The 24,464-nt window shown below is 62.1% G+C and carries 23 protein-coding genes; 12 read left to right on the forward strand and 11 right to left on the reverse strand.

Features of this window, described 5'->3' with window-relative positions; translation table 11 throughout:
• The first annotated feature begins 11 nt into the window (after positions 1–11).
• Both GOW72_RS01700 and GOW72_RS01705 read left to right on the forward strand, forming a co-directional pair.
• Entirely contained in the window at positions 12–584 is a 573-nt protein-coding gene (locus tag GOW72_RS01700) for a peroxidase-related enzyme (RefSeq protein WP_170360556.1), read from the forward strand.
• Positions 581–1,480, forward strand: coding sequence for an OmpA family protein (locus tag GOW72_RS01705; protein WP_170364692.1), 900 nt, complete (start codon positions 581–583; stop codon positions 1,478–1,480). Before GOW72_RS01700 ends, GOW72_RS01705 begins: the two co-directional genes overlap by 4 nt.
• A 56-nt stretch (positions 1,481–1,536) precedes the next feature.
• On the opposite strand, the gene GOW72_RS01710 is transcribed toward GOW72_RS01705, so the two are convergent.
• The gene (locus GOW72_RS01710) at positions 1,537–2,442 is read right to left on the reverse strand and encodes a LysR family transcriptional regulator (RefSeq protein ID WP_093964122.1); all 906 of its coding nucleotides are present in this window, start codon (positions 2,440–2,442) and stop codon (positions 1,537–1,539) included.
• 229 nt (positions 2,443–2,671) lie between these two features.
• Here GOW72_RS01710 and GOW72_RS01715 point away from each other — a divergent pair, with 229 nt between their 5' ends.
• Both GOW72_RS01715 and GOW72_RS01720 read left to right on the forward strand, forming a co-directional pair.
• A complete protein-coding gene (locus GOW72_RS01715) occupies positions 2,672–3,109 on the forward strand; it encodes a DUF4399 domain-containing protein (RefSeq protein ID WP_170364694.1) in 438 nt (145 codons plus the stop codon).
• A gap of 102 nt (positions 3,110–3,211) precedes the next feature.
• Positions 3,212–4,144 (forward strand): glycosyltransferase family 8 protein, encoded by a 933-nt coding sequence (locus GOW72_RS01720; protein WP_170364696.1) that lies wholly within the window; start codon positions 3,212–3,214, stop codon positions 4,142–4,144.
• Positions 4,145–4,251: 107 nt separating this feature from the next.
• On the opposite strand, the gene GOW72_RS01725 is transcribed toward GOW72_RS01720, so the two are convergent.
• The gene (locus GOW72_RS01725; RefSeq protein ID WP_170364699.1) at positions 4,252–6,279 is read right to left on the reverse strand and encodes an NADPH-dependent 2,4-dienoyl-CoA reductase; all 2,028 of its coding nucleotides are present in this window, start codon (positions 6,277–6,279) and stop codon (positions 4,252–4,254) included.
• 135 nt (positions 6,280–6,414) lie between these two features.
• On the opposite strand from GOW72_RS01725, the gene GOW72_RS01730 reads away from it, so the two are divergent.
• Positions 6,415–6,906: an RNA pyrophosphohydrolase gene (locus GOW72_RS01730; protein WP_170364701.1), complete on the forward strand. Its 492-nt coding sequence runs from the start codon at positions 6,415–6,417 to the stop codon at positions 6,904–6,906.
• An 81-nt stretch (positions 6,907–6,987) separates the two neighbouring features.
• Positions 6,988–8,253 (forward strand): SulP family inorganic anion transporter, encoded by a 1,266-nt coding sequence (locus tag GOW72_RS01735; protein ID WP_170364703.1) that lies wholly within the window; start codon positions 6,988–6,990, stop codon positions 8,251–8,253.
• 224 nt (positions 8,254–8,477) lie between these two features.
• Here GOW72_RS01735 and GOW72_RS01740 read toward each other — a convergent pair whose 3' ends face one another.
• Together GOW72_RS01740 and nth are read right to left on the reverse strand one after the other, a co-directional pair.
• The gene (locus tag GOW72_RS01740; RefSeq protein WP_170364705.1) at positions 8,478–9,467 is read right to left on the reverse strand and encodes an adenosine kinase; all 990 of its coding nucleotides are present in this window, start codon (positions 9,465–9,467) and stop codon (positions 8,478–8,480) included.
• Positions 9,464–10,108: an endonuclease III gene (gene nth / locus GOW72_RS01745; protein WP_170364707.1), complete on the reverse strand. Its 645-nt coding sequence runs from the start codon at positions 10,106–10,108 to the stop codon at positions 9,464–9,466. The genes GOW72_RS01740 and nth overlap by 4 nt, the downstream gene beginning before the upstream one ends.
• 132 nt (positions 10,109–10,240) lie before the next feature.
• Here nth and GOW72_RS01750 point away from each other — a divergent pair, with 132 nt between their 5' ends.
• Both GOW72_RS01750 and GOW72_RS01755 read left to right on the forward strand, forming a co-directional pair.
• Entirely contained in the window at positions 10,241–11,092 is an 852-nt protein-coding gene (locus GOW72_RS01750) for a bifunctional helix-turn-helix domain-containing protein/methylated-DNA--[protein]-cysteine S-methyltransferase (protein WP_170364127.1), read from the forward strand.
• Between the two features lie 177 nt (positions 11,093–11,269).
• Positions 11,270–11,704: a glyoxalase superfamily protein gene (locus GOW72_RS01755; protein WP_170364710.1), complete on the forward strand. Its 435-nt coding sequence runs from the start codon at positions 11,270–11,272 to the stop codon at positions 11,702–11,704.
• 63 nt (positions 11,705–11,767) lie between these two features.
• Here the strand turns inward: GOW72_RS01755 and GOW72_RS01760 are convergent, their stop codons facing one another.
• The gene (locus tag GOW72_RS01760; protein WP_170364712.1) at positions 11,768–13,207 is read right to left on the reverse strand and encodes an aldehyde dehydrogenase family protein; all 1,440 of its coding nucleotides are present in this window, start codon (positions 13,205–13,207) and stop codon (positions 11,768–11,770) included.
• Between the two features lie 217 nt (positions 13,208–13,424).
• On the opposite strand from GOW72_RS01760, the gene GOW72_RS01765 reads away from it, so the two are divergent.
• Positions 13,425–14,075 (forward strand): peroxiredoxin, encoded by a 651-nt coding sequence (locus GOW72_RS01765; RefSeq protein WP_093964131.1) that lies wholly within the window; start codon positions 13,425–13,427, stop codon positions 14,073–14,075.
• Between the two features lie 54 nt (positions 14,076–14,129).
• On the opposite strand, the gene GOW72_RS01770 is transcribed toward GOW72_RS01765, so the two are convergent.
• Positions 14,130–14,825: a type 1 glutamine amidotransferase domain-containing protein gene (locus GOW72_RS01770; protein WP_170364130.1), complete on the reverse strand. Its 696-nt coding sequence runs from the start codon at positions 14,823–14,825 to the stop codon at positions 14,130–14,132.
• A gap of 133 nt (positions 14,826–14,958) precedes the next feature.
• On the opposite strand from GOW72_RS01770, the gene GOW72_RS01775 reads away from it, so the two are divergent.
• Positions 14,959–15,846, forward strand: a complete 888-nt coding sequence (locus GOW72_RS01775) for a LysR family transcriptional regulator (RefSeq protein ID WP_170364715.1) — start codon at positions 14,959–14,961, stop codon at positions 15,844–15,846.
• On the opposite strand, the gene GOW72_RS01780 is transcribed toward GOW72_RS01775, so the two are convergent.
• Positions 15,843–16,574 (reverse strand): glycosyltransferase family 25 protein, encoded by a 732-nt coding sequence (locus GOW72_RS01780; protein WP_244952300.1) that lies wholly within the window; start codon positions 16,572–16,574, stop codon positions 15,843–15,845. The two genes, GOW72_RS01775 and GOW72_RS01780, sit on opposite strands and share 4 nt — an antisense overlap.
• Before the next feature lie 92 nt (positions 16,575–16,666).
• Entirely contained in the window at positions 16,667–18,817 is a 2,151-nt protein-coding gene (gene pnp, locus GOW72_RS01785) for a polyribonucleotide nucleotidyltransferase (RefSeq protein WP_170341993.1), read from the reverse strand.
• A 611-nt stretch (positions 18,818–19,428) separates the two neighbouring features.
• Between pnp and GOW72_RS01790 the strand changes: the two genes are divergently transcribed.
• Complete coding sequence (locus GOW72_RS01790) at positions 19,429–21,030, forward strand: BCCT family transporter (protein WP_170341096.1); 1,602 nt, start codon at positions 19,429–19,431, stop codon at positions 21,028–21,030.
• 103 nt (positions 21,031–21,133) lie between these two features.
• Here GOW72_RS01790 and GOW72_RS01795 read toward each other — a convergent pair whose 3' ends face one another.
• On the reverse strand, positions 21,134–21,457 hold the full coding sequence (locus GOW72_RS01795) for a potassium channel family protein (protein WP_170341097.1): 324 nt from the start codon (positions 21,455–21,457) through the stop codon (positions 21,134–21,136).
• 42 nt (positions 21,458–21,499) lie between these two features.
• Between GOW72_RS01795 and GOW72_RS01800 the strand changes: the two genes are divergently transcribed.
• Positions 21,500–22,897 carry a metal-dependent hydrolase family protein gene (locus GOW72_RS01800; RefSeq protein WP_244952301.1) on the forward strand — a complete coding sequence of 466 codons (1,398 nt, stop codon included), beginning with the start codon at positions 21,500–21,502 and terminating at the stop codon, positions 22,895–22,897.
• Positions 22,898–22,971: 74 nt separating this feature from the next.
• Here GOW72_RS01800 and rpsO read toward each other — a convergent pair whose 3' ends face one another.
• Together rpsO and GOW72_RS01810 are read right to left on the reverse strand one after the other, a co-directional pair.
• Positions 22,972–23,241 carry a 30S ribosomal protein S15 gene (rpsO, locus tag GOW72_RS01805; protein WP_005980247.1) on the reverse strand — a complete coding sequence of 90 codons (270 nt, stop codon included), beginning with the start codon at positions 23,239–23,241 and terminating at the stop codon, positions 22,972–22,974.
• A gap of 144 nt (positions 23,242–23,385) precedes the next feature.
• Positions 23,386–24,405, reverse strand: a complete 1,020-nt coding sequence (locus tag GOW72_RS01810) for a calcium-binding protein (protein ID WP_170364717.1) — start codon at positions 24,403–24,405, stop codon at positions 23,386–23,388.
• Positions 24,406–24,464: the final 59 nt, after the last annotated feature.

Raw genomic sequence — 24,464 nt, forward strand, 5'->3', positions numbered from 1 at the left:
AGGAGACAGACGTGACCGATCGAGACATGCCCACCGCGCTTGACCTGCCAATGGTGGATCCGCTGCCGCCCGAGACGCAGAAATACTTCGATATCTGCGTCGAGAAGCTGGGCATGGTCCCGAACGTACTGAAGGCAAACGCCTTTGACATCGACAAGCTGAACGCGTTCACGGGCATGTACAATGACCTGATGCTGGCGGACAGCGGGCTCAGCAAGCTGGAACGTGAGATGATTGCGGTCGTGGTCTCGTCGATCAATCGGTGTTTTTATTGCCTGGTGGCCCACGGGGCCGCCGTGCGTCAGCTGTCAGGTGATCCCAAGCTGGGTGAAATGCTGGTGATGAACTACCGTGTGGCGCCGCTGGATGCCCGCCAGCGCGCGATGTTGGACTTCGCCGCAAAGATGACCACCGCCAGCGCCGAGATCGAGGAACCGGACCGCCAGCGCCTGCGCGATGCGGGGTTCACCGACCGCGACATCTGGGACATCGCAAACGTTGCGGGCTTCTTCAACATGTCCAACCGGGTCGCCAGTGCCACGGCGATGGTGCCCAATGACGAGTATCACGCGCAGTTTCGATGACCCGATTTGCTGTCCTTCTTTTCTGTCTGATCGCGGGTCCAGTGGCGGCGCAGGACCTGTCGCTGCCGGCGAGCGCGCGACAAATCAGCCAGCGCGTCAGCCCGTTGGACAGCTACCAATTGCCGACCGGCCCGTTTGCAGACAACGCCGTTCCCGCGCGCACGGTCGAAGGCCGGATCGAGCGCACCACATGGCGCTTGCAGGCCGGATCCAGCACGACGCTGCAGATCCTCGACCCGCTGCGGGATCAGCTCAAGGCGCAGGGTTTCGAGATCGCTTTCGAATGTGAGGCCCGCACTTGCGGTGGGTTCGACTTCCGCTTTGGAACCGACGTGGTGCCGACGCCCGACATGTATGTGGCAATCAATGACTATCGATTTCTGTCAGCCACTCGTGGAGCCGAAGCTCTGACCTTGCTGATCAGCCGAAATCAGCCCGACGGGTATGTGCAGATGATCCGCGTCACTCCGAAGGGTAAGACCCCACCGCCGCTGGTGGTCGAGGAAACGGTGATTGGCGGCGACGGGCTGGTTGCCAGCCTTGTACGGGATGGACACGTGATACTCGGCGATCTCAGCTTTGAGACGGGCGAGGTCGCCTTGGGGGCCGGGCCATTCGAGTCGCTGGGCCTGCTGGCTGGCTACCTGGCTGAAACCCCCGGCGCGCGGCTGGCGCTGGTTGGGCACACCGACGACACCGGCGACCTGCAGGCCAATATCGAGGTCAGCACGCGCCGCGCTCAGGCTGTCCGTGCGCGATTGATCGAGGCACATGGAGTAGCCGAAGACCGCGTGCAGGCGCAGGGCGTCGGCTACCTCGCCCCGATCGTTTCCAACGCCACCCCGGAAGGGCGCGAACAGAACCGCCGGGTCGAGGCTGTTCTGCTGTTGAACTGACCAAGAAAAAAAGCCCGCGCAACTTGCGCGGGCCGGTCAGTCTTCACTGGGAGGTCTTACCAATCCATCGGACCTTTTTCGGCAAAGGACTCGACAAGGAAATCAATGAACGCCCGCACCTTGGGCTGGGTGAACCGGCCCGGCGGGTACACCGCATAGACGCCCTGAACCTCGTCCGGCAACGATGGCATCGCGTCGACCACCTGGCCGGATTTCAGCGCGTCCGCGTAAAGATAGCTGGGCAGATAAGCGATTCCGAGGCCCGAGATCGCCGCATTCAACAGGGATTGTCCGTCGTTCACGCTCAGCCAACCGGCCGTGCGCACCTGCCTCTTTTCGCCCGAGGGCGCGGTCAACTTCCAGACGTTGCCCGAGGACTGGCTGGAGTAATGCAGCAGCTTGTGTTCGTTGAGGTCATCTATCTTTGCCGGGCGCCCGAACTTCTCGATATAGCTGGGGGCCGCAACCATGCGTTTGACCGTCTCGGTCAGCTTGCGGGCGCGCAGGGTGCTGTCTTCCAGCTCGCCGATGCGCACGGCCACGTCGAACCCTTCGGAAATCAGTTCGACATAGCGATTGTTCAAGACCATGTTCACGGTGATGTCGGGATAGGCCGCCAGGAAACCGGACAGAACGGGCGACAGGTGGTTCACCCCGAAATCAGTGGCCACACTGATGCGCAGCAGACCTGAAGGCGCCGATTGCATCGACGTCACCAGCGCGTCGGCTTCGCCTGCATCATTCAGCACGCGGCGTGCGCGGTCGTAATAGGCCAGCCCGATCTCGGTCGGCGACACGCGGCGCGTCGTGCGGTTCAGCAAACGCGCGCCCAAGCGGGCCTCCAAGCTCGACACGTGCTTTGACACGGCTGATTTGGAAATGCCCATCTTTTTGGCCGCGTCGGTGAAACCACCTTGGTCCACCACGTTGGCGAAGGCCTCCATTTCTGTCAGTCGGTCCATTCTCGTTCCCCAGGTCGTCTGTTCGTTGACCGACCATCGCCTCCAATCTGGGCGGAAACTGGGCAGACATGGGATAATATCAGGGTTTTGAATCGGATCGTTTGCGCTTCGGAAACGCGGAAACAGTGGTTTCACTCCTGCATCCGCCCCCTGTTTGCGTGTTCTTTTCTGGTAATTTCTCGCAACGTGCTAAAGTCAGAATGGCATTTTTGTGACCAGGGAGGAGATCATGAAAGCCATTCTAGCAACCGTTTTTTGCCTGTTTGCCCCCTTGGCCTGGGCCGGCGGGGAGACACCTTCGAACCCCGACGCCGAGGTTTACTTCGTCAACCTGTCGGACGGCGACACGGTAACGTCGCCGGTGACGGTGGTCTTTGGCCTCCGCGGTATGGGCGTTGCGCCAGCCGGGACCGAAAAGGAAAACACCGGCCATCACCATTTGCTGATCGACCGTCCCCCATTGGGTCAGGGTGAGGACGGGGCCGATGAACTGGCCTACGGACTGCCGGCTGATGACAACCACCTGCACTTTGGCGGTGGTCAGACCGAAGTCACGTTGGAGCTTGCCCCCGGGACGCACACGTTGCAACTGGTCCTGGGCGATGCGGGTCATGTGCCTCACGCGACGCCGATCGTTTCCGAGGTGATAACGATCACCGTGGAGTAACCCGTACCGACCAACCGCAGCGCCGGGACGGTTTCGGTTTGATTACATGTGCTTGCCTCGCCTATACACGATCCCGATCAGGGGCTGAGCCATGGTATTTGAATGAACGTTGTTTTTGGGGTCGACCGGAACTTTCTGTGTCCCGCATTGCTGTCGGCCTATTCCGTGGTCAAGAACGCCAGCCGGCCTGTTGACGTTACCATTTTCGGTCAGGATTTCACCGCACAGGACATCGCAGCCGTCGAACAGCTGGACCGCGCCGTCGACAACGGCAGGGTCCGCTATCGGGAGTTCCAGTCCGAGACGCTCGGCCGGTTTTCAGAGTTCAAGACGAAATACCCGAAAATCACGCTGCTGCCGTTGTTTCTGCCAGACTTCTTTTCGGGCCGGTGTCTGTTCATTGACGCCGACACTCTTGTGCTGGGCGATGTCTGCGAGTTGCAGGATCTCGACATGAATGGCCACGGGATCGGGGCCTGTGTCGACATGGGATTGGTCACCTTGGGCGAAGGCCGCTTTCTGCGCCCATCCCTTCAGAGTGTTCTGAGGCCGGGGCACGAACACCAAAAGTCGGTGACGCGCGTTTTGCGCAGCATCCGGTTGGGCTTTCTGCCCGGCGAGAACTACTTCAACGCGGGCATCCTTCTGCTGGATTGCGAAGCGATCCGGAACTCACCCGCAGGCAAGGAGCTGGGCGATTTCGACAAGCTGATCCCGCATATCCACGACCTGCCCGAGCAGGATCGGATGAACCAGATTTTTGCGGGCCAGTGGCTCAGACTTCCTCAGCAGTGGAACACGCGGCCGCAGATTTGGTACGACGCGCACAGTCCGAAATTCCGGCATACCTCTGCCGAATTTCGAGACCAACTGAAACAGGCAAGCCGAAACCCGAAGATGTGGCACTATATCGGGGGCAAGAAGCCCTGGCGCGCGAAGCCAGCGTCACAAATTCTTCTGCGCCGCGCCTTTCGGGACTACCATGAATACCTGGCACTGTTCGAGGACGAGACAGGTCTGACTTTTTCCGTTTAAGGCGGGGAATTGGCTCAACTCTCAAAAAAGCCACCCGGGCATCGTTCGGGTGGCTTTCTTTTGTCTGGGTGTTCTCGCCTTGGGGCAGTGGACGGAACTGGTCTTCCCTAAAGTGCAGCGGCCAGCCGCGTGCCCTGGTTGATCGCCCGCTTGGCATCCAGTTCCGCGGCCACATCCGCGCCGCCGATCACATGCGGGGTGATCCCGCGTTCGATCAGTGCATCGGCCAACGACCGCTCGGGCACCTGTCCGGCACAAAGGACAATCGTTTCGGCTTTGATAACCGTCGGGTCCGCGCGCTCTTCTCCGAATGAGACATGCAGCCCCTCGTCGTCGATGCGCTCGTAGTTCACGCCGCCCACGAAGTTCACGTCCTTCATCTTCAGCGTCGCGCGGTGGATCCAGCCGGTGGTCTTGCCCAGCCCCTTGCCATGCGCCTGCTTCTTGCGTTGAAGCAGCGTGACCTGCCGCTTGGGCGCCTCGGGCTGCGGACCTTCGGGTGCGAGGCCTGAGCGGTACTGCTCGGGGTCGGCGACGCCCCATTCCTTCATCCACAGCGGCAGGTCGGTGGTGGGCGAATGGCCCTCCTCCAGCAGGTATTCCGATACGTCGAAGCCGATGCCGCCGGCGCCGATCACGGCCGCCGACTTGCCCACCGGGGCCCTGCCGCGCAGCACGTCGATATAGTTCACGACATTGTCGCGATCCTGGCCGGGGATCTGCGGATCGCGCGGGTTGACGCCCGTGGCGATCACCACCTCGTCGAACCCGGCCAGATCGTCGGCGCCAACCGCGCGGCCCAGTTCGACCTTTACTCCCAGATCGTCCAGCATGGTGCGATACCAGTCCACCAGACCCCAGAATTCTTCCTTGCCGGGCACCTGCTTGGCCATGTTCAGCTGGCCGCCGATCTCGTCGGCCTTGTCGAACACGGTCACGTCATGGCCGCGCTGCGCCGCCGTCATCGCCGTGGACAGGCCCGCCGGACCCGCGCCCACGATGGCCACGCGCTTGGGCGTGGCGGCCTTTTCGATCACCAGCTCGGTCTCGTGGCAGGCGCGCGGGTTCACCAGGCAGGATGTCAGCTTGCCGCTGAAGGTGTGATCCAGACAGGCCTGGTTGCAGGCGATGCAGGGCGCGATCTTGGCCGACTCGCCAGCCATCGCCTTGGCCACGAAATCCGCATCCGCCAGCATCGGCCGCGCCAGCGAGACCATGTCGGCGCAGCCGGTCGACAGCACTTCTTCGGCGACTTCGGGCGTGTTGATCCGGTTCGAAGTGATGACCGGAATCCCCACCTTGCCCATCAGCTTCTTCGTCACCCAGGCAAAGGCCGCGCGCGGGACGCTGGTGGCAATTGTGGGAATCCGAGCCTCGTGCCAGCCGATGCCTGTGTTGATGATCGTCGCCCCGGCCTTCTCGACCGCTTGCGCCAGCTGCACCACCTCTTCATGGGTCGAGCCGTTGGGCACAAGGTCGATCATCGACAGGCGGTAGATGATGATGAAATCGGTGCCCACCGCCTCGCGGGTGCGGCGCACGATTTCCAGCGGCAGGCGCATCCGGTTCTCATAGGACCCGCCCCAGCGGTCGGTGCGCTTGTTGGTATGGGTCACCAGGAACTGGTTGATGAAATACCCCTCGGACCCCATGATCTCGACCCCGTCATAGCCCGCCTTCTGGGCCAGCACGGCGGCGTTCACGATGTCGCGGATCTGCTTCTCGATGCCCTCTTCGTCCAGCTCGTTGGGGGGGAAGGGCGAGATTGGTGACTTCACCGGGCTGGGGGCCACACATTTCGGGCCATAGGCATAGCGGCCTGCGTGCAGGATCTGCATGGCGATCTTGCCGCCCGCCTGATGCACCCGGTCGGTGACGACAGAATGATTGGCCACATCCTTGTCGCTGGCCATCATCGCCGCCCCCGGCAGGACCGAGCCTTCGAGGTTCGGCCCGATGCCACCCGTCACCATCAGCGCCACGCCACCACGTGCGCGCGAGGCATAGAACTCGGCCACCCGGTTCCAGTCGCCGGTTTCTTCCAGCCCGGTATGCATCGAGCCCATCAGGACCCGGTTCTTCAACGTGGTAAAGCCCAGATCCAGAGGGGCCAGCAGGTTCGGGTACGCAGTCATCGTGAAACTCTCCCTCAATTCGGGGCCGACAATCGCGCCGCACCGCGCCGGTGTCACGCGAAACCTGACGTCACCCCCTTTGCCGCCGCTTTGCCAGTTGCTACAGCTTGGCCAACCACATCGCGAGGCCCGCCCATGACCCCAGAACAGATCGCCAAACTGCCTTATCGCCCCTGCGTCGGCCTGATGCTGATGAACGATCAGGGCAAGATCTTCGTCGGCCAGCGCAACGACCGCTTCGAGGACGCCTGGCAGATGCCCCAGGGTGGCGTGGACGAGGGTGAATCTCCGCGCGCGGCGGCCCTGCGCGAATTGCAGGAGGAAATCGGCGTCACCCCCGACCTCGTGGAAATCGTGGCCGAGACCGACGGCTGGCTGCCCTACGACCTGCCGCATGACGTCGTGCCCCACATCTGGAAGGGCCGCTTCCGCGGGCAGGAGCAGAAATGGTTCCTGCTGCGGTTTCTGGGAACCGACGACCAGATCGACATCGAGACCGACCACCCCGAATTCACCTGCTGGAAATGGCAGGACCCCGACCGCCTGATTGCCGAGATCGTACCCTTCAAGCGCGAGGTCTACGAGCGGGTGATGGAGGCATTCGGCGCGCATATTCGTCGCACTTGACGCGGGCTTGAAACAGGCGCAAGTCTTGCGCGCTTTTTTGGGCCGCGCAGCAGTAGCGGCTTTTTGCGGATGGTGAATTTCATGCGCCAGCCAAAGATTCTGACGACGCTCAAAACCTATGACATGGCTCAGTTCACGGCGGATCTGATCGCCGGGATTTCGGTTGCCATGGTGGCCCTGCCGCTGAGCCTGGCGATCGCCATCGCCTCGGGCGCGGACCCGGCGCAGGGGTTGGTCACGGCCATCGTCGCGGGGTTCGTCATTTCGGCGCTGGGGGGCAGCCGGGTCCAGATCGGAGGCCCGACCGGCGCCTTCATCGTGGTGGTGTTCGGCGTGATTGCCGAACACGGATATGACGGGTTGGTCATGGCCACCTTCATGGCAGGGTTCATCCTGCTGATCGCGGGTTATTTCCGGGCCGGGCGATTGATCTCATTCGTGCCCGAGGCCGTTGTCAACGGCTTTACCATCGGCATCGCCGTCATCATCGCCACCAGCCAGATCAAGGATTTCTTCGGCCTGTCGATTCAAAATCTGCCCGCCGAATTTCTTGAGAAAGTACCCGCGCTATGGGACGCGCGCGACACGCTGAACCTGCCGGCCACGGGAACCGCCCTGCTGGCGGCCGTTCTGATCGTTGCCCTGCGCCGGATCGCGCCGCGTTTTCCGGGGCTGATCATCGCGGTCGGCGTTGCCTCGGCGCTGGTCGCGCTGATGGGGCTGGGGGTCGACACGATCCATTCGCGGTTCGGTGATCTGCCCTCGACCCTGCCTGCGCCCCAGCTGCCCGACCTGTCGCTGTCGCGCTTTGTCGAGCTGTTCCCTTCGGCGGTCGTGATCGCCTTTCTGGCCGGAGTGGAATCGCTGCTGTCGGCCATGGTTGCCGACCGGATGATCGGCGGGCAGCACAGGCCCAACGCGGAATTGACGGCCCAGGGCGCGGCCAACATCGCCTCGGCCCTGTTCGGAGGGTTGCCGGCCACCGGGGCTATCGCGCGCACGGCGACGAACATCAAGGCGGGCGGCAAGACGCCGGTTGCGGGCATCATCCACGCGTTGACGATCCTGCTGATCCTGCTGGTTGCGGCCCCGGCGGCGGGCTATCTGGCCATGCCGGCGTTGGCCGCGCTGTTGATGATCACCGCGTGGAACATGAGTGAGCCGCACAAATGGGGTGAATATGCCCGCGCGCGCCCCAGCGATCGGGCGCTGCTGGTTCTGACCATGCTGCTGACCGTCTTCATCGACCTGACCGTGGCCATCGGTGTCGGCGTCGCCATCGGGCTTGCCCTGCGGCTTAGCCGGCGCGAGTCGGTCCAGACGGACTGGACCCCGCCAGATCGGTGAGGAACTCACGCGCCCTCAACTGAACAGGTTGAACTGGCTGGCGTCCACCGGCGCTATATGGCCGGTTGCTGAATTTTGGTGTGCAAAGCACAGCGAACCTGTGCGTGGTGCCGGAGAACACCCAAACTACGCCCAAGCTCATCCGCTGGATTCGGCGGGACCCCGACGGCTTGATTGCCGAGATCCTGCCCTTTAGGCGGTAGCCTTTGAGCGGGTGCCCCCGCTCAAACCAACCCTTCGTCCCGCAGCAGTTCCAGCATGTTCGCCTCGGGGCGCGGGCCGATATGGCTGATCACTTCTCTGGCGCAGACGTTGCCGATGCGGGCGCATGTCTCCATGTCGCGGCCCGTCGCCATGCCGAACAGGAATCCGGCGGCGAACTGGTCGCCCGCGCCGGTAGCGTCCACCGGCACAACCTTCTCGACCGGCACGTCGATGCGAATGCCGTCATGCAGAACCGTCACCCCGTCGCCCGAGCGGGTGCAGACCACCAGCGGGCAGATCGCAGCCGTGCGCCGCAGCGCCTCTTCCAGGTCGTCGGTCTCGAACAGCGATTTGATCTCGGCCTCGTTGCCGATCACGAAATCCAGCTCGTGTTCGATCAGCAGCAGGAAATCGGTGCGGTGACGCTCGACGCAGAACGGGTCGGAGATAGCGATGCCGGTCTTGCCGCCGCCGTTGCGACAGTCGCGCGCGGCCTCCAGGAAGGCGGTCTTGCCCTTCTCCTTGTCGAACAGATACCCCTCGAGGAACATGATCTGGCTGTTGCCCGCCACCTCGGCCGGCACGTCGGCCGAGGACAGTTCCGAGGAAATCCCCAGATAGGTGTTCATCGACCGTTCGCCATCGGGCGAGACGAAGATCATCGAGCGCGAGGTCGGCAGTTCGCCCCCCGGCACGGGCGGGTTTACGAAATCCACGCCGTCCTCGTTCATCGCATCGGCATAGAACCGGCCCAGTGCATCATCATGCACCCGCCCGATGAAGGCCGCGTCCAGACCCAGCGCACCCGCGCCCGCGATGGTGTTGGCCACCGACCCGCCCGGCGTCTGCACCCGGTTTTCCATGGCTGCATACAGCACCTCGCCGCGTTCGCGTTCGATCAGCTGCATGATCCCTTTTTCGATTCCCATCATCTCGAGAAAGCTGTCGTCGGCCTGAGAGATGACGTCCACAACGGCGTTGCCGATGCCGGTCAGGTGATAGGTTTTCATAGGGTCTTGTCCTCGAATTGGCACAGGTCGCGGATCAGGCAGGTGCCGCATTGCGGCTTGCGCGCCTTGCAGTGGTACCGGCCGTGCAGGATCAGCCAGTGATGGGCGTGAAGCTGAAAGTCCACCGGAATATTGTCTTCGATGGCGCGTTCCACGGCATCCACATCCTTGCCGGGGCAGATACCCGTGCGGTTGCCGACGCGAAAGATATGGGTGTCCACCGCCTGCGCCGGGTATCGCCACCACATGTTCAGCACCACGTTCGCGGTCTTGCGCCCGACGCCCGGCAGAGATTGCAGCGCCGCGCGCGAATTGGGCACCTCGCCGCCGTAGTCCTCGACCAGGATGCGCGACATCTTGATGACGTTCTTGGCCTTCTGGCGGAACAGGCCGATGGTCTTGATGTGCTCGATCAACCCCTCTTCGCCGAGGTCGAGCATCTTCTGCGGCGTGTCCGCGATCTTGAACAGCGCGCGGGTGGCCTTGTTGACGCCCGCATCGGTCGCCTGCGCCGACAGCGCCACGGCGACGACAAGCGTGTACACGTTCACGTGCTCAAGCTCGCCCTTGGGTTCGGAGTCGGCCTGCTGGAACCGGATAAAGATCTCGCGGATCGTGTGATAATCAAGCTGCTTTGCCATCCGGGCCTTAATGCCGCCCGCGGTGCCGGGTGACAAGCCCAAAGCCGGCCGTGCCGCCAATGCGCAAGTTTCGGGTCGCACCGTCGGGCCCGGCGCGGCTAGGATGGGACAAGCCATAGCAAGGTGAATGCCATGAACGTCCAGACATCCGAATCCGGTTACCACTACAACGTGATGCGGCGCGCGATCGATCTGATCGACCAGGGCGGCGAGTCGCTGTCGCTGGAAGAGCTGGCCCGCCAGATGGATATGAGCCCCGCCCATTTCCAGCGCCTGTTCTCGCGCTGGACGGGCGTGTCGCCGAAACGCTACCAGCAATATTTGACGCTCGGCCATGCCAAGGCGCTGCTGCGCGAGCGGTTCACCACGCTGGAGACCGCGCACAGCGTCGGTCTGTCCGGCAGCGGCCGCCTGCACGACCTGTTCCTGAAATGGGAGGCGATGAGCCCCGGCGAATATGCCCGCAAGGGGGCCGGGCTGACCATCTATTGGGGCTGGTTCGAAAGCCCCTTTGGCCCGGCGCTGGTGATGGGCACGGCCAAGGGCATCTGCGGCATGGCCTTTGCCGCCGAGACCGGCGAAGAGGCCGCGATGCAGGACATGCTGTCGCGCTGGCCCCTGGCGGAATACGTCGAGGATCCGATGCGCCTGCGCCCGTGGGTCCTGTCGGCCTTCGGCGCGGCCAGCGACCGGCTGGAGCCTACGCCGTTGTACCTGATCGGCTCACCCTTGCAGATCAAGGTGTGGGAGGCGCTGATGCAGATCCCCTCGGGCCAGGTGACGACCTATTCCCAGATCGCGCAGGCCGTGGGCACGCCGCAGGCGGTGCGGGCAGTGGGCACGGCGGTGGGCCGCAACCCGGTCAGTTGGCTGATCCCCTGCCACCGCGCGCTGCGCAAATCGGGGGGCCTGGGCGGCTATCACTGGGGGTTGCCCGTCAAACGCGCCATGCTGGCCTACGAGGCGGCGCAGGCCGATGCCTGATTGACTGGGGGTCTCGCGCCTGCCAAAAGGCGCGCAGGTTCGGGTCTCCTGCCGCTCGCGGCCCTTTGGCTTTGGTGAAACCCGGTTCAAACCACATCTGTTGCCCTTTCCCGGCGCGCGGATGGCAAGGCGAGCCCCGTCCAATACTCGCGCCCGTTTCTGGAAACGAGGCAAGACATGACACAGATCCGAACCATCGCCCCCGTGGGCGAGCTGAAAGTGCAGGCCAAACGCCTGCGCGAGAAACTGCGTGGCGCCGGCGTGGCCCTGAGCCATGCGCAATCGCTTGAGATGATCGCCCATCAGCATGGCGCACGCGACTGGAATACGATGCACGCGATGGCCGGAAACCGGCTGCACCTGAAGGTCGGAGACCGCGTGCGGGGTACCTATCTGGGCCAGCCCTTCACCGGGGAAATCCGCGGCCTGACGATGCTGGGCGACGGCGCGCAGCGGCGGATCACGCTGCAGTTCGACACCCCGGTCGACGTGGTGACCTTTGACAGCTTCTCGGCCTTTCGCCAGCGCGTCAGCGGTCAGATCGGCTGGGACGGTCGGTCAGCTCGCCATACGTCGAACGGCGAGCCACAACTGGTGGTGCGTCCGGCCTGACGCAAACGGGGCAAGGTGCCTGTCCGCGCCTTGCCCCACATTTTGTGCGTTCCCGTGCGGGGGTTATTCCGGGGTCCAGCCGCTGACGGCCTTGACCTCCAAAAAGTCCTCCAGCCCCCAGACACCGCCTTCACGCCCGTTGCCGGACTGTTTCATGCCGCCAAAGGGCGAACCGGCAGCGCGCGACTGGCCGTTCATCTCGACCATGCCCGAGCGCAGTTTGCGCGCCATGCGGTTGGCGCGGGCGCCGTCCTGCGTCTGGACATAGTTGGTCAGGCCATAGGGCGTGTCATTGGCGATCTCGATGGCCTCTTCCTCGGTATCGAAGGGGATCATGGTCAGGACCGGGCCAAAGATCTCCTCGCGCGCGATGGTCATCTGGTTGTTGGCGTCGGCAAACACGGTGGGGCGCACGAAATAGCCTTTGTTGAACCCTTCGGGGCGACCGGGACCGCCGGCGACCAGGCGCGCACCCTCGTCGATGCCTTTCGTGATCAGGGCCTGGATCTTGGTCCATTGCAGCTCGTTCACGACGGGGCCGATATGGCGGCCTTCCTGCATCGCCGGGCCCACGGTGACCTTATTGGCGACCTCGGCCGCGGTTTCCACGGCTTGATCATAGATCGGGCGCTGCACCAGCATCCGGCTGGGCGCGTTGCAGCTCTGGCCGGTGTTGTTCATCATGTGCAGCACGCCGCGCTTGACCGCCTTGTCATCGGCATCGGCAAAGATCACGTTGGCGCCCTTGCCGCCCAGTTCCAGATGCACCTTCTTGAGCGTGTCGGCGGCGTTCTTGGAAATCGCCGTGCCCGCACGGGTCGAGCCGGTGAAGCTGACCATGTCGACGTCCGGATGCCCCGACAGTTGCGAACCCACGCCCACGCCGTCGCCGTTCACCAGGTTGAAGACACCCGGCGGAAAGCCCGCCTCGTGCATCATCTCGGCAAAGATCATCGCGTTCAGCGGGCTTTGCTCGGACGGTTTCAGAACCATGGTGCAGCCCGCGATCGCCGCCGCGCCCACCTTGAGCGTGATCTGATTCATCGGCCAGTTCCACGGGGTGATCAGCGCGGCGACGCCGACTGCCTCGTAGATGATCCGGTCATTGGGGGCATGATCGCCCAGGGGGCGCTCGAACTGGAAACTCTTGGCTGCTCGAATGAAATTCTTCAGGTGCCAGATCCCGGCGCCCACCTGCTGGGTGCGCGACATGTCGATCGGCGCGCCCATCTCCATCGACATTGCCTGCGCGAGGTCTTCGGCGCGGGTGGGGTAGATCTCGATCAGCTTTTCCACCAGCGCGATGCGCTCTTCGACCGGCGTGGCCATCCAGCCCGGCAGCGCCGTCTTGGCCGCCGCCACGGCCGCGTCGGTATCGGCCTGACCGCCCAGAGAAATCACCGTGCAGGGCTCCTCGGTCGAGGGGTCGATCACATGGAAATCATTGGCTTGGCTGGGGGCGACCCACTGGCCGTTGATGTAAAAGTCGCGTTTCTCGATCATGGCGTGTCCTCTTGATCCGCATTCATTCGACCGCGCGGTCGGTTTTCCCGGGCACTCTGTCACTGCGGCCCCCTTGGGGCAAGGCAATTCTGGAAATTTGATCAAATTATTGATCGCACGTTTTTTGCCCCTGCGCCACATCAATGGTTTAACCTGAGGGCAAAGTGATTAGGTTTGCACCAACCGACTCGGGTTTTCACAGGAAAGGAGATGCATCATGGGTTTGCGCATCAACGATACCGTCCCCAATTTCACCGCTGAAACGGACCAGGGCACCATCCAGTTCCACGACTGGATCGGCGACAGCTGGGCGATCCTCTTCTCGCACCCCAAGGATTTCACTCCGGTCTGCACCACCGAGTTTTCGGCCGTGGCGCAGTTGAACGACGAATGGGCCAAGCGCAACACCAAAGTGATCGGTGTTTCGGTCGATGGGGTCGAGGACCACAAGAAGTGGAAGAAGGACATCGAGGCCTATGGCAAGGCCAACCCCGGCTTTCCGATCATCGCCGATGACGGACTGGCAGTGTCCAAGGCCTTCGACATGCTGCCCGCCGAAGCATATCTGCCCGATGGCCGCACGCCGGCAGACAGCGCAACGGTGCGCTCGGTCTTCATCATCGGGCCGGACAAGCAGCTGAAACTGTCGATGACCTATCCGATGACCGTGGGCCGAAACTTTGCCGAGATCCTGCGCGCGCTGGACGGCCTGCAAATGAGCGCCAAGGGCGTGGCTACCCCGGCCAACTGGGTGCCGGGCGAAGACGTAATCATCCCGCCGTCGGTTTCGAATGACGAAGCCAAGGAGAAGTTCGGCGAGTTCGAGACGATCTTCCCCTATCTGCGCAAGACCAAAGCGCCGAGCTGACGCAAAGAAGGGGCGGGGCGCATCACGCCCCGCCCTGTTCCGCATTGAACGTCCTCAGGCCTCAAACGCCTCAAGCACTTTCCTCGCAACCGCAGCGGACGAAGCCGGGTTCTGCCCGGTGATCAGTTTGCCGTCCTGTACCGCGTGAGGTTGGAACGGCTCCACCTTGCTGAACTGTGCGCCCCGGTCCTTCATCGTATCCTCGACCAGCAGCGGCACGATATCCGTCAGGCCGACGGCGTCTTCTTCTTCATTCGTGAAGCCGGTGACGGTACGACCCTTGACCAGCGGCGACCCGTCCGCGGCCTTGGTGTGCGCCAGAACGATCGGGGCGTGACACACGGCGCTGACCGGTTTCCCGGCCGACCAGAACGCCTCGATCAGATCAATCGATTTCTCATCCGACACCAGGTCCCACAGCGGCCCATGCCCACCGGGATAGAAAATCGCGTCATAGTCCTGGGCGTTCACTTCGGACAGTTTGACCGTGTTGGCCAATGCTGCCGTCGCTTCGGGGTCGGCCTCGAACCGGCGGGTTTCGTCGGTCTGGCTGTCGGGTGCGCTGCTTTTGGGGTCCAGCGGCGGCTGCCCGCCTTTGGGCGAGGCCAGCGTCAGTTCGGCCCTGGCATCCTTGAACACGTAATACGGAGCGGCCAACTCCTCGAGCCAGAACCCGGTCTTTTCTCCGGTGTCGCCCAGCTGGTCATGCGATGTCAGGACGATCAGAATTTTCTTTGCAGTCGAAGCCATGTGTTTTCTCCTAGTTCGGCCGGTTCACCCGGCCCGTGTCTTGTGTGATCGGGATATATGTCTGTTGCCGCTTGTTGATTAGTGCCGGATTTGGCAAAGCATTATTGCTGACATGTAACAATGAGGCTGCGAGATGGCGCTGTGGGATGGGCTGGAAGAATTCCTGATGGTGGTCGAGACGGGGGGCTTCACTGCTGCGGCCCGGCGGCTTGGGGTTTCGGCCAGTCATGTCTCGCGTCAGGTCGCCCGGCTTGAGGATCGTTTGGGCGTCAAGCTTTTGGCGCGTTCGACCCGCGTGGTGCGCCTGACCGACGCCGGACGCGACTATCACGCGCGGGTGGCCGGGCTTGTGGCGGGTCTGGAAGAGGCGAACCAGTCAGCGTCAGGGGATCGGGCCCAGATCGCGGGGCGCATTCGCGTGTCGGCCGCCGGGCCATTTGCGGAACAGTTCGTGGCACCGGCATTGGCACGGTTCGCAAGCCTGCACCCCAAGCTCTCGGTTACGATCGACTTCAATTCGCGCCTTCTGAACCTGACCGAAGAAGGCTTCGACTTTGCCATCCGCTATGGCCAGTTGACGGAGAGCGGGCTGATCGCGCGGCGGCTGGCGACCCGACGGATGGTCTGCGTTGCCGCGCGCGGCTATCTCGACCGGCACGGAAGGCCGACCCATCCGGCCGACCTGCGGCATCATCAGTGCCTGATCACCAACAATGATCGGTGGGTATTCCGCGACCCCGGCTCGGGCGACCCGATCGAGGTTCGGGTGCATGGCCGGTGGCAGGCCAACAACCCGCACGCCGTTCTTTCTGCCGCGCGGCAAGGTCTGGGGGTCATGTACGCGCCCGAGATTTTTCTGGGCGCGAAACGCCCCCCTGAGCTGGAGCCGATACTGCAGGGGTACGAAGACCCAAGCCGTGCGAGTTGGATCGTCTATCCTGAGCGTCGTCATCTGCCGCTGCGGGTGCGCCGGGCGATGGATTTCCTGGTCGAGGAACTGGGCGACGCGGTGCCCGACTAGGCGGGACGCTGCGGATGCAGGTGCAGTTGCGCGCGATAGGCAGCCCGCTTGAACTCGCGGGTCAGCTTATCGGTCAACGGCGGTTTCGTCTGGATCGTCGAGCCGCCGATTTCACGGGCCACTTCCTGGTTGCCGCTGCCCAACAGCGCGTGGACGGGCTGGCCCGTGATCCAGTGCATCTGCAGGAACGTGTCCACCGGGCGGTCAATGTGGTCGGTGGCCGCCAGCAGACGTTCCGCCGCCTTCCGTCCCACCACCTGACAGACACATTGCAACCCTATGACCTTGGGCAGGATCAGACGAAGGCCGTCGCGCTCAGCTAGGGTCTGGGCTGCGGTTTCGCGCTGCTTGACCGGGATGCGGATGTAGTGATCAGGGGTCGCGATCGGGCGCAACAGATCCAGTGCAGCGTTCATCCGGTCGGGATCGATGCGCAGATCATCTTCGGCGGTGATAGCCAGGTCGATCCCCTCGTCGACCATCTTGCGCCAGATCCGACGGTGGCTTTCGAAGACGCCGATCTCGGCCGGGCGCAGCGCGAAGGGGTAGTGCGGGCGGTGCAGGTTGCCCGGATGCAGCGTGACCCCGGCAATCTGCGCCGGATCGCGCCCGTTGACCGCTTCGATCAGTTCGGCATTGGGCAGGTCGGCGCAGAGCTGCTCGGCATTGGGTCGGCGCGCGGTGCTGGAGGACATATGGATGACGAAGGATCGCATGGTGTCGTGCATAGAACAGGGGCGCCGCCCGGGAAAGGCCTCGGTAAAACAAAAAAGACCCCGGCCGGAACCGGGGTCTTGGATCAAGCAAGGGGCAGGGCGGATTATTCCGCGCCTTCCTCTTTCTTTTCTTTCTTCTCGGGCACGATCTCTTCGCCGGTTTCCTGATCGACGCATTTCATCGACAGGCGCACCTTGCCGCGATCGTCGAAGCCCAGAAGTTTGACCTTCACTTCCTGGCCTTCCTTCAGAACGTCCGAAGGGTGGTTCAGGCGGCGGTTTTCGATCTGAGACACGTGGACCAGACCGTCACGCTTGCCGAAGAAGTTCACGAAGGCGCCGAAATCGACGATTTTCACGACCTTGCCGGTATAGATCTGACCTTCTTCCGGCTCAGCCACGATCGAGTGGATCATCTCGTAGGCTTTCTTGATCGACTCACCATCGGGCGATGCGATCTTGATGATGCCGTCATCGTTGATGTCGACCTTGGCGCCGCTGGTTTCCACGATCTCGCGGATCACCTTGCCGCCCGAGCCGATCACTTCGCGGATCTTGTCGGTCGGGATCTGCATGGTCTCGATGCGCGGTGCGTGGATCGAGAACTCGGCAGTCTCGCTCAGCGCCTTGCTCATCTCGTTCAGGATGTGCAGACGGCCGTCCTTGGCCTGAGCCAGGGCTTTCTCCATGATCTCGGGCGTGATGCCCGCGACCTTGATGTCCATCTGCAGCGAGGTGATGCCGTTTTCGGTACCCGCAACCTTGAAGTCCATGTCGCCCAGGTGGTCTTCGTCACCCAGGATGTCGGTCAGAACGGCATAGTCGCCGTCGTCTTCCAGGATCAGACCCATGGCCACACCGGCCACCGGAGCCTTGAGCGGAACGCCCGCATCCATCATCGACAGCGAACCGCCGCAGACCGATGCCATCGAGGACGAGCCGTTCGACTCGGTGATCTCGGACACCACGCGGATGGTGTAGGGGAAATCGGTCGGAGCCGGCAGAACCGCCTGCAGGGCGCGCCATGCCAGTTTGCCGTGGCCGATTTCGCGGCGACCAGGCGAACCGACGCGGCCCACTTCGCCGACCGAGTAGGGCGGGAAGTTGTAGTGCAGCAGGAAGTTCGATTTGAAGTTGCCGTGCAGCGCGTCGATGAACTGCTCGTCGTCACCAGTGCCCAGCGTCGTCACGGCCAGCGCCTGGGTTTCACCTCGGGTGAACAGGGCCGAACCATGGGTCCGCGGCAGCAGGCCGGTTTCGGCCACGATCGGGCGCACGTCGGTGGTCGAACGACCGTCGATCCGCTTGCCGCCCTTCACCACGTCGCCGCGCAGGATGCTGGCTTCGAGCTTTTTCATCGCCGAACCCAGGTTCGAGTCCTCAAGCTGCTCTTCGGTCAGAGCGGCCTTGATGGCCTCGCGCGCGGCAGCGACGGCTGCGGTGCGCTCTTGCTTGTCGGTGATTGCGAATGCGGCACGCATCTGCTCTTCACCGGCAGCTTTCACGGCAGCGTACAGCTCCGAGTAGTCAGGGGCTTCGAAGGCAAAGGGCTCTTTCGCGGCGTCTTCGGCCAGCGAGATGATCAGGTCGATCACCGGCTGGATCTGTTCGTGCGCGAAGGTCACGGCGCCCAGCATCTCGGCTTCGGTCAGCTCGTAGGCTTCCGACTCCACCATCATCACGGCGTCTTTGGTGCCGGCCACAACCAGATCCAGACGCTGTTCAGGGTTCAGGCGCAGGTCCTGCATGTCGTCCACGGTCGGGTTCAGGACGTACTCGCCATCCACGAAACCAACGCGGGCACCGGCGATCGGGCCGCGGAAGGGCGCGCCCGAGATGGTCAGGGCCGCCGATGCGGCGATCATCGCCACGATGTCGGGGTCGTTGACCAGATCGTGGCTCAGTACGGTGCACATCACCAGAACTTCGTTCTTGAACCCGTCAACGAACAGCGGACGGATCGGACGGTCGATCAGGCGCGCGGTCAGCGTCTCTTTCTCGGTCGGACGGGCCTCGCGCTTGAAGAAGCCACCCGGCACCTTGCCGGCGGCATAGTATTTTTCCTGATAGTGCACGGTCAGCGGGAAAAAGTCCTGACCGGGCTTCTGTTCCCGGGCAAAGGTCACGTTGGCCATGACGCTGGTCTCGCCCAGCGTGGCAATCACGCTGCCGTCAGCCTGACGGGCAACCTTGCCGGTTTCCAGTGTGAGCGTTTCCTCGCCCCACTGCATCGATTTCTTCGTTACATCAAACATATGCGTATCCTAGATGGGAGCACTCCCGCCCCTGCGGGTCTCCCGTTTTGCGTGGCGGCCCCATTGCCGCCGACCCCAATTTATCTTCCATTCGAGTGCCGGGGTCAGGGCACAACGTCTCAGATACCGCGCGCATACATGAGATTGCGTCGGATTGAAAGGGATAAGGCCGCAGAAGGCACACGGTCCTGCATCTGCCGTGGTTCGCCTTTGCGTCAGCCGACACCGCGAACGTTCCGATGCGTAAGCCCGCATAGCATCTGGCGTGCACCCGCTCGCAAACAGGACCATCGCTCGTCATCGAGGATATGCAGATCGGAAATCGGCGCGGCAGAGGCTGGAGAGAAACTCCGGGCTGCGACGGTGGTAGGAAAGCCGCGAAACTAATGCGACCCCGTCCTCTCGACCTCGGTCAGGCCATCGCTGGCCATGCGCAGACATATTCCCGTAGGCGAATGCATTTTGTGAAAAAGTGATTGCAGTGTAGCCTCTTACCACGGAACCCGCGGTCCAGACGACGAAAAGGCGCCAAGGGGGTAAGACTACTCACTGTCGTCCGACGGCCGAATACCTTGGCGTTTGCAATTCGCGCGAACGAAAGGGACGGCCACATGTCTCAGACCAAGAAAATGCTGGATCCGGATCCGCGGATCTATGATTTCGAAACGGAATACGAGCTGGGGCAGGACAATGTTCGCCCATTCGGGCTGGATATTCACAACCCGGTTTTTCTTATCTCAAGCATCCTGATCTTTGCCTTCGTGCTGATCGCTCTCGCCAATCAAGAGGCCGCAGCAACGTTCTTCGGTTGGCTGCGGCCGTGGCTGACCAGCACCTTCGACTGGTTCCTCGTCCTGTCGGTGGATGCAATCACGCTGTTCTGCCTGGCCTTGATCGTTCTGCCGGTGGGCAAGGTGCGCATCGGCGGCAAAGACGCCAAGCCCGACTACTCCTACGCCGGCTGGATTGCGATGATGTTCGCGGCCGGGATCGGCATCGGATTGCTGTTTTTCGGCGTGTTAGAGCCGGTCTACTACAATTTCGCCGAGGATGGCGGCGCCCGTCCTTTGGGCATCGACATCGCGGTGCCGGGCAATGAATACATTGGTGTTGTCGGTACCATCCACCACTGGGGGCTGGAGGGCTGGGCGGTCTACGCCGCCGTGGGCCTGAGCCTTGCGATCTTCAGCTACAATCTCGGCCTGCCGCTGACCCTGCGCTCGGCCTTCTACCCGTTGCTGGGCGAGCGTGTCTGGGGCTGGTGGGGCCATGCGATCGACACGCTGGCGGTGTTTGCCACCCTGTTCGGCCTGACCACATCGCTGGGGTTGGGCGCGCAACAGGTTGCCGCCGGTCTCTACGAGGTGTTCGGCATCGAACCCAGCCCCACCGTCGTCGTCTTGCTGATCATCGGTATCACGATGATCGCGCTGGGCTCGGTGCTGATGGGCATGGACGCGGGCGTGAAGCGGCTCAGCGAGATCAACATGATCATGGCCGTGGGCCTGTTCCTGTTCGTGATCGCAGTGACCGGGATCGGCACGGCGATCTCGCGCTATTTCAGCGTGATGACCGATTACGTCAGGCTGCTGCCGGCCTTGTCGAACCCGTTCGGGCGCGAAGACACCAGCTTCTTCCACGGTTGGACAACCTTCTACTGGGCCTGGTGGATCGCATGGTCGCCTTTCGTGGGCATGTTCATCGCCCGCATCTCCAAGGGGCGCACGGTGCGTGAATTCGTGATCTGCGCGCTGTTGGCGCCGACGGCGGTCTGTGCGCTGTGGATGTCCACCTTCGGTGGCGCGGCCATCGACATGCTGAACGTCGGCGGTGCCGAGGGCGTCAAGGCCACGGTGATCGACAGCTATGCCCCCGAAGGCGCGCTGTTCGGCTTCCTGAAAGAGCTTCCGCTCTACGGCATCGTGGCCCCGATCGCGCTGATTTTGATCGTGGTCTTCTTTGTCACCTCATCCGACTCGGGGTCGCTGGTGATCGATACGATCACCGCAGGCGGCAAGATGGACGCCCCGGTGGTGCAGCGTGTGTTCTGGTGCACGCTGGAAGGTCTGGTCGCGATCGCGCTGCTGCTGGGTGGCGGCCTTGCCGCGCTGCAAGGTGCGGCGGTGTCAACTGGCATCCCGTTCACGCTTGTGGTGCTGATCATGTGCTACTGTCTGTGGCTGGCGCTGAAGTCTGAGCGCGCCAAGATCTGAGCCGCCCTCGACGGCCTATGAACGCCCGCCAATTGGCGGGTGTTTTTTCGCTTTAACCGGACCCAGCTGTAAGTTCCGAAGGTTTGACCCGGGTCGGAAGTCTCTATTCAGGATCTCGCAACAAAGCCTTCGCAAATTGAATGAACATTGCGATGAACACGCCGACCCCGACGAAAATGTAGATCACGGTGAAGACCTTGCCGATCTTGGTCGCCGGGGACAGATCGCCGAACCCGACCGTCGATAATGTGGTCGCGCTGAAATACAGCGCGTCAACCCAATGCCAGCCCTCGACGCTGCTGTAGAACAGCGTCCCGGACAGAAGAATAAGAATACATAGCAGCAAACCGCCCCGAAAATGCGGATCATCCCACGATCGGACGATCGCCTTGAGCAGACGGTAGGCATTTAGGATCAGAGCTATCATTCTATACGCCTTTGGGCTGTTTCGAGGATACGTTCAGGATGCATGTTTTTGATTGAAATTCCGCATGTACAAATCGGATTATTTGCTAAGATGGCGGTGTTTGACAGGAGATACTTCATGCGTATTCATCTTTTGGTGGCGCTGCTTGCCGCCACCGCGGTTTCCGCGCAGCAAGACCCGGCTCAGACCCTGATCACCAATGTGCATGTATTTGATGGCGTCAACGACGGGCGCATCGAGAACGCGAATGTTCTGATCGAGGGCAACCTGATTGCAGCTGTGTCGGCAGACCCGATCTCGGCCGAAGGAGCAACGGTGATCGACGGCGGTGGACGCACCCTGATCCCGGGTCTGATCGATGTACACTGGCACACGACATATGCGTATACGCCAGCAACCGTCTTGATCTTCAATCAAGGCGATATGTCGGAAGTGGCCATTCGTTCGATGACAGGGGCAAAGGAAACCCTGATGCGCGGCTTCACAACAGTGCGCGATCCCGGCGGCAATCCATTTGCAATCAAGAGACTGATCGATTCCGGCGAATACCCCGGGCACCGCATTCTGCCTTCGGGGCCGTTCATGAGCCAAACATCGGGTCATGCCGATTTCCACAGTTTGTTGGAAAACCCAAGAAACTCGACTTCCGAGTTGAGTTATTGGGAAAAGAACATGATGGCGATGGTGGCCGATGGGGTCCCCGAGGTTCGCAAAAGGACCCGCGAGATTCTCAAGTACGGTGCCTCCCAAGTCAAAATAACCACGGGCGGTGGCGTATCCTCACAGTATGATCCGCTGGATGTGAGCGAATACTCTGTTGATGAGATCGAAGCGGTCGTCGAAGAAGCTGCGAACTTCAATACTTACGTACTGGCCCATGTAATGACGGACCGCGGGATTCGCACCTCAGTCGAAGCCGGCGTCATGAGCATCGAGCATGGTTTCTTCGCGTCTCGTGAAACGCTCGAGCTCATGAAAGAAAAAGGGGCATGGCTAAGCCCCCAGACCATGAAAGAAGAGGACATGGTCTGGGACAGCCCGGTCAGCGCGGCAAAATACAAGCAGGTCACAGATGCCGTTGCGAACCTGTACCCGATGGCCAAAGAGGTGGGGGTGAACCTGGCCTTTGGGACCGACCAGCTTCTGGACGCCTCCAAGGCGTATCAACAAAGCCTTTATCTGGTGCGATTGGGCGAATGGTTCACCCCGTATGAAGTGTTGAAAATCGCCACTTCTGAAAACGCCCGGTTGCTGGAACTGAGCGGCCCCCGGCACCCGTATCAAGACGGCCCGCTAGGGGTCATCAAAGAGGGTGCCTATGCCGACCTGATCCTCGTCGACGGCAATCCGCTTGAAAACCTTGAGTTGGTTGGGAATCCGGGCGAAAACTTCGACCTGATCATGAAAGACGGTGTGGTCTACAAGAACGCGCTGGATTGAACACCGCGCTCCTCTGACAAAAAACGCCCGCCATATGGCGGGCGTCTCGAACTTGAAAGCGGTGTAGTCCGCGCTTAGCGGCGGATGCCCAGCTTTTTGATCAGGTCCTGGTAGCGCGCTTCTTCCTTGCCCTTCAGGTAGTCCAGCAGCTTGCGGCGCTGGGCGACCATCTTCAGAAGACCACGGCGGCCGTGATTGTCTTTCTTGTGGGTCTTGAAGTGCTCGGTCAGGGTGTTGATGCGCGAGGTCAGGATAGCAACCTGGACTTCCGGCGAACCGGTGTCGCCGTCCTTGGTTGCGAATTCTTTCATGACGCGTGCTTTTTCTTCAGCAGTGATCGACATCGGGGTCTCCTTCAAAGGTTAGAGTTGATGGCGCAGGCCGGGATGTCGTCCAGCACAGGCCCATGGAGAAAACCGCACCGATTCCGATGCGGATGGGCGCGTATAGGCGCAATCGGAATAAATGGCAAAGGGATTCTGCGTATCTCAGCCCATGGGGCTGGTCAGGGTCGGGTCCAGACCCGGAGTCAGTTGAATATCCTCGGGCCCAAGACCTTGGGCGCCGAACAGATAGACCACCTCACGCCCGTTGACCAGAACGCGCGTCAGATCGGCGTTGTCCGCGTCTTGTTCGATCCCGATTTCGGGCGCGTCAGGGCCGTTCCATTCGATCAGCAGCTTGTCTTCTCCGGCGGTGAAATCCACGATGCTGACTTCCTTCCCGGTGCCCGTTCCATCGATGGCGATCTGGTCCGCTCCCTGACCGCCGGTGACGACATCTCCGGCACCTGTCAGGATCGTGTCGTCCCCCGCGCCGCCGTTCAGAAAATCGCTGGCGGGCGTGTCGCCATCGTCCCGGCCGGTCAGCGTGTCGTTGCCATCACCGCCGAACAGCGTGTCTGCCCCTGCGCCGCCGGCGAGCATGTCTTCGCCGTCGCCGCCTTGCAGCGCGTCTTCGCCCTCACCCCCGGCAAGGTCATCGTTGCCCTGACCGCCGTACAGATCGTCATCGCCTTCGCCACCAACCAACTGGTCGTCGCCGGCATGACCGTACAAGATGTCGTCACCGGCATTCCCCGAGAGGTCATCGTGACCGTTGCCACCGTGCAGAACATCATTGCCAGTGTTTCCGTTTAGCGTGTCATCCCCGTCAGCGCCGAACAACGTATCATTTCCGGCGCCACCATCGATAATGTCATCGCCGTCATAGCCGTTGATCTGATCGTTGCCCTCGACCCCGCTCAGATTGTCCACGCCCGGTCCGCCGGCGATGACCAGGTTTCCGTCTACGTCCGAAAGTATGGTTCCGGTGGACGCATCCTCGGCCTCGGCCGGGTCTTCGAAAGAATCGTCAATCTCAAGCAGGTTTCCTTCGGGAATGTCTTCGACGGCATCTTCTTCGATGACATCGTCGTTGTCCTCGTCCTCATCCCCCGAGAATACGTCGCTGATCGCGTATGCTGCGCCGCCCATTGCGGCCAGGCCGAACAATCCGAGCAGAAACATGGGAACCCTACGAAAGCGTGCCGCCCCGAGTGTGAAATATCCCATGTCGCCAGAGGGTT

This window comes from Ruegeria arenilitoris, assembly GCF_013032855.1.
Taxonomy (GTDB): domain Bacteria; phylum Pseudomonadota; class Alphaproteobacteria; order Rhodobacterales; family Rhodobacteraceae; genus Ruegeria; species Ruegeria arenilitoris.